The organism is Enterococcus sp. S22(2020) (genome assembly GCF_020295385.1).
In the GTDB taxonomy this organism is placed as follows: Bacteria; Bacillota; Bacilli; order Lactobacillales; family Enterococcaceae; genus Enterococcus_L; species Enterococcus_L dunnyi.
The window spans coordinates 280,488-294,126 of sequence record NZ_JACFUD010000001.1 but is presented as its reverse complement, the minus strand read 5'-3'; the positions used below and the strand labels follow the sequence as shown (position 1 = coordinate 294,126).

The following is a 13,639-nucleotide window of genomic DNA, read 5'->3' as shown; positions in this document are numbered from 1 at the left end:
AGAAGAAGGGAAACGAGCGTCTTGTTTCCCTTCTTTTTTTATTTTAGCGAGTAAAATCGAAAAAAAGTTTGTTAAGACTAATTACTGGTATAATTGTAACTGATAGCGAAAGTCCTAAGTTATTGTTAATAAATCATGTGAATTGCGCATAAATGAGCACTTAATTGAGAGAAAGGATTCACAAAAAGAAGCAGAAGTGATAAAATTTCAAAATTAAGGTATGATATCGATAGAAAGATTGGTGAACAGTATGATGAATTTTGAAGATTTTGAAGAAAAAACGATTTCCAGAAATGAAATATTTAAAGGTCATATCATTGAGGTCGTCGTCGATGATGTTCAACTGCCTGATGGAGGAACGGGAAAACGAGAATTAGTGTTTCATCCAGGTGCTGTTGCAGTCATTCCGATCACAGAAGATAATAAAATGATCATGGTCAAACAATATCGAAAACCACTGGAAAAAGTTACTTTGGAAATTCCTGCCGGCAAAATCGATCCTGGAGAACAGAATAATCCTAAAGAAACAGCTGAGCGAGAGTTAGAAGAGGAAACAGGTTATCGTGCAAATAAGTTCTCTTTTGTAAACTCTATGTATGTCTCACCGGGTTTTGCGAATGAACTACTTCATATTTATTTTGCTGAACAACTTGAAAAAGTTCCTAATCCTCGTCCATTAGATGATGATGAAGTGATAGAATTATATACATTAACATTAGCTGAGGCAAAAGCTGAAATCGCTAGCGGATTGATTTGCGATGCCAAAACAATCTTTGCTGTACAATATTGGGAATTGCAGCAGCTAAAGGAGGATAAACGATGAGCAAAGGTCCGCTGGTCACTCGGACAGAATTACGAAAGCGAAAAGAAGAGGCTGAAAGAGAAGAACAGAAATATTTGGAACAACAAAAAAAAGAAGCGGATAAAGAATACCGTAAAAAGGAAAAAGAAATTTCCAGCTTTTACCGCAAAGAACATAAAAAGCAAAAGGAAATCACAAAAAGCCGATCAAATGAGCAGACAAAAATCCGCGAACGGAGCAGCACATTGACGAAAGCGATTATTGTTGTTGCCATTTTACTTGCGATCGTGATATTTATTGTATTGAATTTATAGAAAAGAGGTAATCAGTATGAAAATCGGTATTATCGGTGCGATGGATCAGGAAGTAAAAATTTTAAAGGAAAAATTATCAGATACTCGTTCGTGGGAAAGAGCAGGAGCACTTTTTGTCTCAGGGTCTTTAGGGCGTCATGAAGTAATCGTTGTACGTTCGGGGATCGGTAAGGTATTGTCAGCAGTTACGACAACGCTTTTGATCCACCAATACGGAGTAAACATGGTCATAAATACTGGCTCAGCCGGCGGTATAGGATCAGGGTTAAAAGTTGGTGATGTAGTGATCTCTGATAAATTAGCTTATTTTGATGTTGATGTCACTGGCTTCGGTTATGCACCAGGACAGCTGCCTGGCATGCCTTTATACTATGAGTGCAGTGAATATTTGAAGCTAGAAATGAAAAAAGCTGCAGAAAAAACTGGAATGTCCGTTCGACATGGACTGATCGTTACAGGCGATTCATTTGTCAACGATAAAGTAAAAGTACAAAAAATCCTTCAAGACTTTCCAGAGGCATTAGCTTGTGAAATGGAGGGGGCATCTATTGCTCAAGCTGCGGCACAATTCAAGATTCCGTTCCTAGTTGTTCGGGCAATCAGTGATACGGCTGATCATGAGGCAAGTCAAACGTTTGATGAGTTCATTGAAGAAGCAGGCGAGAAATCTGCTCAAATGGTGATTCATTTTGTAGAACATCTTGTCTAAATTGGAGGGATAGCGATGAAAGCACTGATTTCTATTGATTACACTAAGGACTTTGTAGCCAATGAGGGCGCTTTGACAACAGGGCAGGCTGGACAAGCGATTGAATCCGCATTAGTCGAATTGACAAAAACATTTACTGAAAATGATGATTTTGTTGTCTATGCAATAGACTGCCATGATACAAAAGATCGATATCATCCTGAAAAAGAGCTGTTTCCTCCCCATAATCTCAAGGGTACAACGGGCAGAGAGTTGTATGGAGCACTTGCTGATCTTTATGAACAAAGCTCGGATCAGTCAAATGTTTATTGGATCGATAAGCGCCATTATTCTGCATTCAGCGGGACGGATTTAGATATCCGTTTACGTGAGAGAAAGATCACAGAAGTTCATTTGACAGGTGTTTGTACAGATATTTGCGTTCTGCATACGGCAGTAGATGCGTATAATTTAGGGTATCAAATTGTTGTGCATAAATCAGCAGTCGCCAGTTTTGATCCAGTAGGTCATGAGTGGGCTTTAAAACATTTTAAACAAACATTAGGTGCTCAAATAATTGAATAAAAAAAACGGTTATGAAACGATAGAAAGAAGTTTCATAACCGTTTTTTTATTCTAAAGATCACTATTTTTGTATTAATGGTAAAAGAACCATTATAATAATAAAGAACAGGAGAACTTATTAAATCAGAATGGAAGTGATCAAATGCAGGTACTAAAAAAAGAAGTGACTGAGTTTGAATTGTTTTATGATTTGATTTTTGCGTATGCTATTAGTAAAATCGCCTCTATTTTACTTGTCGGAACAGATCACCTGTTGTCTTTCAAAAGCCTTGGAGAATTTTTGATGCTGACGCTTGTTTTTTGGACGATTTGGACTTACCAAACCGTTTTTGCGAATCGTTTTTCGATCAAAAATAAGTTAAGTGCTCTTTTTTTGTTTTTTGATATGTTTTGGGTCATTATTTTAGCGCAGTCGATCAATGTTGATTTTGAGCGAACTCATTTTACATTTGCAGGCGCGACCTCTATTTTGTTTTTTAGTATTGCTTTGCAGTATTACTTGAAAATGAAAAGTACAGATAATGAAATTATTAAAAAGTTATGTATTCAATTGGCGGTAGTTTTAGTCGTAAGTGGAGTGCTCGGATTCATTTCAATACTGCCGTTTGGAAGCTATTGGCTTCGTTTTGCTATCTATGCATTTTCAATTTTTATCACCGCTTTTTTCCCGATCTTGACAAAAAAAGCATTATTGGATTTTCCAACCAACTTTGAACATTTGACTGAGCGCTACAGTTTATTTACCTTACTGTTGTTTGGTGAGGCTGTGATTGCTGTTGCCAGTACGATTTTATTTAATGATATTCAGTTTAGCAGTGTCTTGTTCTTTTTATTGATCGTTGTGATGTTTCTATTTTATAATACGATCTATAAATCTGGGATCGATCGGCAAAAAACTACGGCAGGGCTGGTCTTGATCCATTCTCATTATTTTGTATTTGCTGGATTGGAACTATCGATCGTCTTATATGAAAACTACGTAAAAGGTGAGATCGATCCACTGTTTTTTGTTCTGTGTTTAGCGGCAAGTCTAATTTGTTTCCTGGGCGGTACGCTTGTCAATATGGTCATCTATACGAAAAAAGAGTACAATTATCTCCCTTTCATCAGTAAAAATATTCTTTATTTTGTCGGCTGGGTGGTGATAGGGTTGCTGTTGCAAGATTATACAGCTCCGTTCTTACTTGTGAATATTATTTTCTTATTATTCTTCCTTTATAAGGTAAAGCAGGAGTTGAAAATGCAAGTTGAATAAATAAAAACCATCTTTGATCAGTTTTTTTGATCAAGGATGTTTTTTGTTTAAATAGGCTATTTTTTGTTTACGAGTCAATTTTTTAAAGGCATACTCTGCCTTAGTTGCTTCGCTGCGGCTGGTAAATTTTTCGATGTGGATCATTTGTGCAGGTATACGTGAAGCAAGCCTCGTATATTTTGCGCCAGTTCCGCTATTGTGTTCTTTCAGGCGGCGATCAGGATCAGTTGTGTAACCGCCATAGTAAGTATCATCTTTACAATGAAGAACGTAAAAGTAGTGTTCAGTTTCCATATAACATCGCCTTCATTTCTGGTAAATAATTATTTTCTTCATCGTAAGTAAATAGAGGAGAAAGAACACGAAAACCATCTTTCTTTCCTTGTTTGATTCCTTCGATCAATAATGCATTTGCCTCTTTTCCAACTTTCGGATAGACAAATCGAACTCGTTTAGGTGCAATATCAGCAGCTTCCATCGCATGTAAAATATCTAAAAAGCGATCAGGACGGTGAACCATCGCTAAGCGTCCGTTAGTTTTTAATAGCTTTGAAGAGACTTCAACGACTTCAGTTAACGTCGTATGAATTTCATGGCGAGCGATCGCTAGGTGAGGATTAGGATTTTTCTGACTGGTTGGCAGTTCCTTAAAGTAAGGAGGATTACATAAAACAAGGTCGACAGAGTCTGGCTTGACCGCTGTTGTTGCCTTTTTTAGATCTAGTTCGATCATAGTCATCTGTTGTTCTAGCTGATTAAGCTGGATACTACGCTGTCCCATATTGGCCAAGCGTGTTTGAAGTTCGATCTGTATGATTCTAGCGTCTGTTTTTCTACTGGCAAATAAACCCACAGCACCATTACCGGCACATAAGTCTACGACTACTCCTTTTTTAGGAAGCTTTGGAAAATTTGCCAGCAAGACAGCATCGATCGAAAAAGAAAACACCTCTTTACTTTGGATGATCTGGATATCATCAGCAAATAATTGATCGATTCGTTCACCTGGTAATAGCATGTATTGTTCATTCCTTTAAGTAGATTATAATTAAATTTTTTTCATTAAATAAAATTTTGTTGTTCCTTCAAATGGAACATCTTCTAGTTTTCCAAAAACGGAATAACCGAATTGTTCATAAAATGTTTTTGCTTGGTAATCTTGTGTATGGATCGTAATGACAGATACTCCTTTTTCTGCAGCAAAAGCTTCAGCCTTTTTTAAAAGCTTTGTTCCATAACCTTTTCCGCGGGCACTTTTGACAAGCGCAAGTAGAGAAATATGTGTGATGTTCATCCATTTATTTGCTGTGACTCCGCCAAGATAATGTCCATCGTCGTAAAGCGCCAATGAAAAATCACAATTTGCTTCAGAAGGAATTTGTTTCTCTTCAAGTTGATTTTCAGAAAGCAGTTCGATCAGTTTCTCTTCATTTTCACTAAGTGCCAGTTGTTTGAATTCAACCATAAGATAGCCTCCATTTTTCTTAGATTATATAGTAATTATGCTGAAATAGAAAGACTTGACAGTGATTATTAATGTAAAAGACACTTTGATGGAATCACTAAAATCATTGTATTATACTACGATTAAGAATCATAAGAAACTAAAGAAAAAGACTTGTCAAACGCCAAAGCTTTCGGCATACTTATAACTAGTGAAAAGAAAGGAAGAAAATTATGTTTTTTACATTTATGCGCGGTATTGTGCGTGTTGTGCTATTTATTATCAATGGCAATGCTCATTATGAAAAAAAAGACCGTATTCCTCAAAATGAAAATTATATTTTAGTTGCACCTCATAGAACGTGGTGGGAGCCTCTTTATTTGGCTGTTGGCGGTTCACCTAAAAAGTTTAGCTTTATGGCCAAGAAAGAACTATTTAAAAATGGTATTTTAAGCTTCATCCTGCGTCACGCCAATGCTTTTCCGGTCGATCGGGATAAGCCAGGACCAAGTGCGATCAAAACACCAGTCAAAAGTTTGAAAAGCACAGATTTAAGTTTGATCATGTTTCCGAGCGGGACGAGACATTCTTCTGAACTAAAAGGCGGCGTCGCTTTGATCGCCAAAATGGCGAAAGTCAAAATCGTTCCAGCAGTTTATCAAGGACCATTAACATTAAAAGACTTGTTCAAGCGTCGTCGTGTCACTGTGCGATTTGGAGAGCCGATCGATATCAGTGATGTTCCAAAAATGGATAAAGAGGGTATTGCTGAAGTTGAGCGAAGAATGCAAAATGCGTTTGATAGTTTAGATAAAGAAATCGATCCGAACTTCAAATATGAAATCAAAGAGTAAAACAAGCGGACTGAAACCTAAATAGGTTTTGGTTCTTTTTTTGATGCAATTTTAATAATTACAATACATTTGGATGACCTCTTTTTCCATAAATTTGGTATAATAGTGAGAAGGACTTTTTTTAGGTGGTGAAGGAATGCGTTTTTTACATACAGCCGATTGGCATATTGGCAAGAAACTGCATGGATTTGATTTATTAGAGGACCAAAAAGCTGCATTTGACCAAATTTTGCAAATTGCAAAAACTGAAAAAGTTGACGCAATCGTTATTGCAGGAGATTTGTATGACCGTTCTGTACCAGCGGTGGAGGCAATTGAACTTTTCAATCAGATGGTCATTGAAATGAATTTGCAGGAAAAATTGCCAATTTTAGCTATTTCGGGAAATCATGACAGCAGTACTCGTCTAGAAACGGGCGGCCCTTGGTTTGTACAGTCTGATTTTTATTTACATACACGCTTAGAGCAAGCATTTCAGCCAATCGAAATGGGCGATACTCAATTTTTTCTATTGCCATATTTTGAGCCGATTTCTGCTCGTTTGTATTTTGAAAATGAAGAAATCAGAACGATCGAACAGGCAATGAAAGAAGTCGTCAAAGAAATGACCATGCATTTTGATCCGGAGAAGGCGCATGTTTTAGTTAGTCACTTTTTTGTGGCTGGCAGTGAAAAAACAGATTCAGAAACAAAATTGATGGTTGGCGGACTAGATACCGTACCATTAGCAACACTGGATGCATTTGATTATGTCGCTTTAGGCCATCTTCATGGGAAAAATGCTCTTCAATCAGAAACTGCCAGATACAGCGGTTCGCCGTTGAAGTTTTCATTATCTGAGCTGAATCAGACAAAAGGGGTTTGGCTCGTAGATATCGACGTTCAAAAATTAGCGCTTGAATTCAAAGAAATTCAACCGGTAAGGGACATCATACAGATAGAAGGGAGTTTCAAGGAACTGATCTCACCTGAATTTTATGAAACGATCCAAAAAGATGATTATCTTCATGTGCAATTGACAGATCGCGCGGTTATTCCAAATATGATGAATCAATTAAGACAAGTGTATCCTAGAATCATTGGTGTTGAACGTCTGTATGGAAGAGAAGACCAAACGGCAAAGACAACAACCAAAGCTGGATTAAAAAAACTAGCACCAAATCAATTGGTCGAACAGTTTTTTTCAGAAGTCACTGGTGAAGAACCAACTGGTCAACAGCAAAAATGGATCAAAGAACAATTAGCTGAAATCCATCAATCAGAAAGAGGGAAATAAGTTGAAACCATTAAAATTAACATTGAAAAACTTTGGCCCTTTTATTGACGAAACGATCGATTTTAGCCGATTTGAAGATTCCTCATTATTTTTGATCAGCGGTAAAACAGGAGCTGGAAAAACAACGATCTTTGATGGGTTAAGCTATGCTTTGTTTGGCGAAAGCTCTGGAAAGCTGCGGCAGGGAAAAGAAATGCGTTCAACATTTGCAGATCCTTCTGAACCAACGGAAGTTCATTTGACTTTTTCACATGGAGACCATGTTTATGATATTCTACGAAAGCCTGAACAGGAACTATTTAAAAAACGCGGGGATGGTACTAGAGTACAGAGTGCCAAGATTTCATTGGTGGTTAAAGATCACAAAGGCAAAGAACTTAGAGAGTATACCAAGCGACGTGAAGTTGATACTTTTATTCAGGAATTGCTTCATTTAGATGCTAACCAATTTGCTCAGATCGTGCTTTTACCTCAAGGAGAATTTCGCACCTTTTTAATCGCAAATAGTAGTGATAAAGAAAAGGTGTTGAGAAATCTTTTTGGCACTCGTTTATATCAGACCTTGAATGAACAGCTTAAACTACAGTTAAAGGAAGTCAATAAAGGGATCGAAGCAACACAACAAACAATTGAGGCTAAATTGGATCAATTATATTGGCTGACTGACATAGAAGCTGAACAAACGGTGGAACAGCAATTAGCACGATTGAATCTACAACAAAAAGAAATGCTGGAGCAACAATCAGCAACTAAAGAAGCTGTGACTATCCTTCAACAGAAAAAGCAAACGAAGGAACAAGAAAAATTTCAGTTGGAAGAATTGATCAATGATTTTACTAAGAAGGCACTGTTAGAAAAACAAAAGGCCGAATTAGATGAAACAGCTGAGTTGATAGAAAAGCTGCGAACAGAAGAGCAGCAACTGAAGTGGATCAAAGATCATCAAAGCGTCATCGAAAAAATCGACGAAAAAAATCGGGCAGTTTTGTCTTATACGGAGCAACTACAGACCAATCAATTGGAACAAGAAAAGCAGCAGGAATTAGAACAGCATTGGAAAAAAGAACATGAGACGAGTCAAAGTCAAGCAGCGGCAATGGCTCAAATAAAAGAAAAAATCACTAAATTGCAATTTCAAATTCCTTTATACGAGGAAAAAGAGAAAGTAAATAAAGATATTCAGCAAAATCAACAGACTTTGGCAAAGATCAATAGTCGATTAGCAGAAATCAAAGAGAAGCAAGCCATCACCCAACACGCATATCAGGAACAACAGTTGATCGTTGAGCGGCAAGCAACGATCGAAAAAGAACAGCTGACATTAGAACGAAGTCAGGAGCAGTGGGCAATATTTCTCGAAAATTGGGAAAATAACCAACGCCTTGAACAAAGAAAAGAACGGCTAGGAGAAGAAATCACCAATAAAAAAACAGCATTGGCAGAAGCTGAACAAACGAAAACGGCCGTTTATGAGCAAGTCAAAAAACAAAAAAGCCAGTGGGCAAAAATGCAAATCAGCCGCTTAAGCCTGCTTTTAGTTGAGGGAGAACCTTGTCCTGTCTGTGGCTCTCTTGAACATCCTATACAAAACGAACACCAAGAATTTTCACTTGAAGAAATCCAAATGATGGAAAGTCAGTTAGATGAGCTGGAGAAGAAGGCACAAAAGCAAGAAGCACTTGCAGCGATGCTTCAGTCAGAACTTACGCAAGCTCAAACAAGTAAGGTAGAACTGACAAGTGAACTGCAAAAACAAGAGAAGAAACTGAAGCTATCGAGAGAAGCCTTAAATAAGATATCCTTCTTGACACTATCAGAACCAATAACTGAAGAGTGGATCAAAAAGGGAAGCGATGAATTCGAAAAAGCAGCTCATGATTTGAATCAGGCATTGGTACAAGTTGAATCAGCTAAGTTGAAGAGCATTGAATTAGCATCAATTGTCGACCAACAGATTGAGATGTTGAAAGAGCAAGAAAATCAATGGAATGAAAAAAATCAAGAGCAGATTTCAGCTAAAACAAAATTGAAAACAATCTCAGAACAATTACAAAATGAAGATGCATCTTTAACAGAGGTACTAAATGAAAAGCAACAATTAGAACAACAGTATACTCAGTGGGAAGAAATGAAAGAAACGATCGAAAAGCAATGGTCAAAAGTAAAGGAAACACATTTGATCTTAAAAAATACAGCAGTTCATCTTGCTAAGGAAAAAGAAGCCAGTTTAGCGGAGCAAGTAAAGTCACAAAAGCAGCTGGAACAAGCAATCAGTGAATCAATGTTTGATTTTGATGAACAGAGTTTGCGTTTGTTAGTGCAGGAAGTTCCAAAACTAGAAAAGATCACAGAAGAATTGACAGAATTTGATAAGAAAAAAGACCAATTGATCTTCCAGCTCGCTGAGCTAGAGCAAAAATTAGAGAATAAGGAACAACCTGAAATCGAAGCAGTTGAAGCGGAAATTACTTCTTTATCAAATGAAATTCAGTCAAAAGAAGAACAATACTATCAACAACAAGAAAGAATCCAAACAAATGAACATATAGAAAAACAGATCAAAGAATTGATTGCTTCTGTAGAACAAAAATGGGAAGAAGTGACAGCTTTGCATCAATTATCAGCAACGATCAATGGCGATAATCCAAGAAAAACAAGCTTAGAACGATATGTTCTTCAAACCTACTTGGAAGAAGTATTGACTGTTGCGAATCAGCGTTTGGGTTTGTTGACGAATAACCGATATCAGTTTGAGCTGAACCAAGATTCGGGCAGTTATAAAAATCAAACTGGACTAGAAATCAATGTATATGATGACAATGCGGGAACGAGTCGAAGTGCCCATACACTTTCTGGCGGTGAAAGCTTTATCGCGGCGTTAGCGTTGGCTTTGTCTTTAGCAGAAGTCATCCAAGAACAAGCTGGCGGTGTTTTGATCGAGGCACTCTTTATCGATGAAGGATTTGGATCTTTAGATGAAGAAGCGCTAGAAATGGCGATGGAAGCCTTGGAAACAATTGAAAATGAAGGAAGAATGATCGGTATTATCAGTCATGTAAGTGAATTAAAAGCAAGAATTCCACAACAGTTACAAATCAAAACAAATGGGAATGGTCAAAGTAAAGTGACCTATCAAATGGCATAGGAGGTGAACGTATGAAATGGAGTATACCGGAGCGTATCGTAGAGCGCGGTAGAGATTATATGAAAGAAGGACGTGTCTTGTCGATCGTTCAAGACCCAGAGCGAAAACTCTGGCATGCTGAAGTGTTAGGGAATGAACTATACCATGTACAATTAGATGGTTCAGCAAAGGAAAATGATGTCTGCGAATGTCCATACTGGATGGATCATGGTTATTGTAAACATACTGTAGCTGTTGAGTTATCTTTGCGGCAAAAAGGAACCTCAAGGATCATCAAAGACGATCAGCCTCAGATGTTTGAAAAGCGTTCTGTATCTATGTCTGAAATGTTTACAAAAGGCTTTGCTAAGCTGAATCAAACAGCTGAAACGGAAAAAATAATTCCTTTAGTTGTTGAAGTGGTTATTGATGTGATCGAAACAAATAATTATTATCCCGAACTGGCTGTTTTAGGTGTTTCTCTTCGATTGGGGTATCAAGGAGTCAAACCGAAGACCTATATCATCAAAAATATCGGTGAATTTTTACAAACTTTTCAAAAAGAGGGCACTTTTTTAGTCAATAAACAGCACTACTTTGATTTGAAGAAAGACGCATTTTCGATCGAAGTACAAGAGTTATTGACGCAATTGGCTGCTGTTTATCAAACAAGTCAGCTGCTTGGTGCGAATGGTGTCCAAGTGAAAGGAAAGATCGATAAGCGCTACCTCATTTTACCGATCGATCAAGGACAACAATTGATCGAAAAAATGACCCATATTCCCTACTTTCAGCTGAATGATGAAGAGAAAAAATATCGTCATTTGACATTTACTAGAGGCGCGTTACCGATTTTGTTCGACGTTAGTAAACAAAGTGATGGTACGTATAAATTAAAGATCGATGATCGAATCACTACTTTTTTGGCGCATTATCAGTGGGGGATCAGTGATAATCAAGTCTATCTGTTTACACCGGAGCAAGAGTCAATTTATACTACCTTGCTGCAATTGTTGAAACGGATCGAAAAGCCTGAGATCATTTATGAAAAACACGAGTTATCAGATCTATTTGGTTCCGTTGTGCCATTATTAGAAAAAATCGGGACGGTCACAGTCAGTGATGAAGTCTCAGGAGAAGTTGTTTACCATTCTTTGGAAACAATTTTCATTTTCCGGAAAATCAAAGGAATGATCAAAGTTCGAGTTGATTTTACTTATGGTGATGTTGTTTTCTCAACTGATGAAACGCATTCTATCGCTTCAGGAGAAAATCAGGAAGTGATTCGTGACGGAAAAAAAGAACAAGAAATCCTTGAGCAGCTTGGCACATTCGGCTATCAAAAAAGTGTTGATGCCTATGAAAAACCATTACCAGCTGGTGAGCGTTTGTATTACTTTTTCAAAGCAGAAATTCCTGCTTTCCGACGTCTAGGCGAGGTTAGGATGGGGAAAAAACTACGAGAATTATTCTTGGATGCTCAACATCATCAGCCAATGATCGAAGTTTCCGATTCTGATTCTTGGTTGGATGTTCGGTTTGATATCAGTGGTATCCGCGAACAGGAAATCGATGAAGTCTTATCCAGCTTATTACGGAATGACCGGTTTTATACCTTAGAATCAGGAGAGATTTTGTCATTTGATTCAGAAGAATTTCAACAAACCAGTGAAATACTGACATTGTTAAGACAAAATATGAAAAATGTTCAAGGAACGATTCAAGTACCTAGAAACCAAGGGTTGATGATCGAAAGTATGCTGGAAAATAATTCACGGGCTCATTTTTCAGAATCATTCAAGGAAATGGTTGCAAACCTGACTCACCCGGAAGAATTTGAAGCAAAATTACCTGATAATATTCAAGCAACTTTACGAAATTATCAAGTCGATGGATTTAAATGGCTCAAGATGCTAAGTTATTATCAATTTGGCGGTATTTTAGCAGATGAAATGGGTCTTGGGAAAACACTACAGACGATTACCTATTTGCTTTCTGAAAAAGAAGAAAATAGAATCAAAGGCAAAGCATTGATCGTTGCGCCAGCGAGTTTGATATACAACTGGGCTGCGGAAATCAAGAAGTTTGCACCAGACCTAGAAGCAGCTGTTATCGCCGGCAACAAAGCAGAGCGAGAAGTTATTGCGGCTCAGAAAGACCTGGATATTTTGATCACATCTTATGCAAGCTTAAGGCAAGATGTCGATATGTATCAAGCATTTGATTTAGGTTATCTGATCTTAGATGAAGCCCAAATGGTCAAAAATAGCGGCACTAAAACAGCTCAGGCGCTAAAAAGTTTAATAGTCCCTCAACGTTTTGCATTAAGCGGAACGCCGATCGAAAATAATTTAGATGAGCTGTGGTCGATTTTTCAAATGATTTTACCTGGTCTATTTCCAACGCGTACATTATTTAGAGCGATGAAGCCGGAAGAAATCGCTAAGATGATTCAACCATTTATCTTACGTCGGGATAAACAGACGGTCCTTAAGGATTTACCTGAAAAAATTGAAAGTAATTTGTATAGTGTACTGACTGAGGAACAAAAAACAGTTTATCTGGCTTATCTAAAACAAATGCAGGAAGATGTCAGCCAAATGGATCAAGATGCGTTCAAGAAAAATCGTTTAAGTATTTTAGCAGGCTTGACAAGATTACGCCAGATTTGCTGCGATCCTCGTTTATTTATTGATGATTATTCTGGTGGTTCTGGTAAGCTTGAACAAGTGAAAGATCTATTGATCGCAGCTAAAGAAAATAATCGTCGAGTCTTGCTTTTCTCTCAATTTACCAGCATGCTGTCTATTATTGAAAAAGAATTAGCTGAATTAGGTCTGTCGACTTTTTATCTAAGAGGGAGTACGAAGCCCAAAGAGCGAATGGAAATGGCGGATGCTTTCAATGCAGGTCAAAAAGACGTTTTCTTGATCTCCTTGAAGGCTGGAGGTACTGGACTTAATTTGACAGGAGCAGACACAGTTATTTTGTACGATCTTTGGTGGAATCCTGCTGTGGAAGAACAAGCTGCTGGACGTGCACATCGTATTGGACAAAAAAATGTCGTTGAGGTCTGGCGAATGATTGCCGAAGGAACAGTTGAGGAGAAAATGAATTCACTTCAACAGGAGAAAAGGGAACTATTCCAAAAAGTAATTCAAGGGAATGAAGAGCAGTTAGCTAAAATGACCGAAGATGATATTCGTGCAATTTTGAGCATTGGAGAGTTGTAGAAAAGGAAACAATAATGAAGCTGTATGTCCCAGCTGATGTGATCAGAGCGCAGCAGCAGCTTAC

The 13,639-nt window shown here is 37.7% G+C and carries 12 protein-coding genes; 9 read left to right on the top strand and 3 right to left on the bottom strand.

What is annotated here, in order from left to right:
- The first annotated feature begins 250 nt into the window (after positions 1–250).
- From H3T55_RS01335 to H3T55_RS01315, 5 genes are all read left to right on the top strand, one after another.
- On the top strand, positions 251–823 hold the full coding sequence (locus H3T55_RS01335) for an NUDIX domain-containing protein (RefSeq protein WP_087639595.1): 573 nt from the start codon (positions 251–253) through the stop codon (positions 821–823).
- Positions 820–1,116, top strand: coding sequence for a cell wall synthase accessory phosphoprotein MacP (gene macP / locus H3T55_RS01330; RefSeq protein ID WP_087639596.1), 297 nt, complete (start codon positions 820–822; stop codon positions 1,114–1,116). Before H3T55_RS01335 ends, macP begins: the two co-directional genes overlap by 4 nt.
- Positions 1,117–1,132: 16 nt before the next feature.
- Positions 1,133–1,825 (top strand): 5'-methylthioadenosine/adenosylhomocysteine nucleosidase, encoded by a 693-nt coding sequence (locus tag H3T55_RS01325; protein ID WP_087639597.1) that lies wholly within the window; start codon positions 1,133–1,135, stop codon positions 1,823–1,825.
- 15 nt (positions 1,826–1,840) lie between these two features.
- A complete protein-coding gene (locus tag H3T55_RS01320) occupies positions 1,841–2,389 on the top strand; it encodes a cysteine hydrolase family protein (protein WP_225533020.1) in 549 nt (182 codons plus the stop codon).
- 142 nt (positions 2,390–2,531) lie between these two features.
- Positions 2,532–3,644, top strand: coding sequence for a low temperature requirement protein A (locus H3T55_RS01315; RefSeq protein WP_225533021.1), 1,113 nt, complete (start codon positions 2,532–2,534; stop codon positions 3,642–3,644).
- 30 nt (positions 3,645–3,674) lie between these two features.
- Here the strand turns inward: H3T55_RS01315 and H3T55_RS01310 are convergent, their stop codons facing one another.
- Genes H3T55_RS01310 through H3T55_RS01300 form a run of 3 tightly spaced genes read right to left on the bottom strand, consistent with a single transcriptional unit; the run spans position 3,675 to position 5,109 of the window.
- Complete coding sequence (locus tag H3T55_RS01310) at positions 3,675–3,938, bottom strand: GIY-YIG nuclease family protein (protein WP_225533022.1); 264 nt, start codon at positions 3,936–3,938, stop codon at positions 3,675–3,677.
- Positions 3,928–4,662, bottom strand: coding sequence for a tRNA1(Val) (adenine(37)-N6)-methyltransferase (locus H3T55_RS01305; RefSeq protein WP_225533023.1), 735 nt, complete (start codon positions 4,660–4,662; stop codon positions 3,928–3,930). Before H3T55_RS01305 ends, H3T55_RS01310 begins: the two co-directional genes overlap by 11 nt.
- Before the next feature lie 30 nt (positions 4,663–4,692).
- A complete protein-coding gene (locus H3T55_RS01300) occupies positions 4,693–5,109 on the bottom strand; it encodes a GNAT family N-acetyltransferase (RefSeq protein ID WP_225533024.1) in 417 nt (138 codons plus the stop codon).
- Positions 5,110–5,321: 212 nt separating this feature from the next.
- On the opposite strand from H3T55_RS01300, the gene H3T55_RS01295 reads away from it, so the two are divergent.
- The 4 genes from H3T55_RS01295 (at position 5,322) to H3T55_RS01280 (ending at position 13,575) form a co-directional block, all read left to right on the top strand.
- On the top strand, positions 5,322–5,942 hold the full coding sequence (locus tag H3T55_RS01295) for a lysophospholipid acyltransferase family protein (RefSeq protein ID WP_225533025.1): 621 nt from the start codon (positions 5,322–5,324) through the stop codon (positions 5,940–5,942).
- 136 nt (positions 5,943–6,078) lie between these two features.
- Positions 6,079–7,218 carry an exonuclease SbcCD subunit D gene (locus H3T55_RS01290; RefSeq protein ID WP_225533026.1) on the top strand — a complete coding sequence of 380 codons (1,140 nt, stop codon included), beginning with the start codon at positions 6,079–6,081 and terminating at the stop codon, positions 7,216–7,218.
- A gap of 1 nt (position 7,219) precedes the next feature.
- Complete coding sequence (locus H3T55_RS01285) at positions 7,220–10,363, top strand: AAA family ATPase (protein ID WP_225533027.1); 3,144 nt, start codon at positions 7,220–7,222, stop codon at positions 10,361–10,363.
- 11 nt (positions 10,364–10,374) lie between these two features.
- Positions 10,375–13,575 (top strand): DEAD/DEAH box helicase, encoded by a 3,201-nt coding sequence (locus H3T55_RS01280; protein WP_225533028.1) that lies wholly within the window; start codon positions 10,375–10,377, stop codon positions 13,573–13,575.
- Positions 13,576–13,639: the final 64 nt, after the last annotated feature.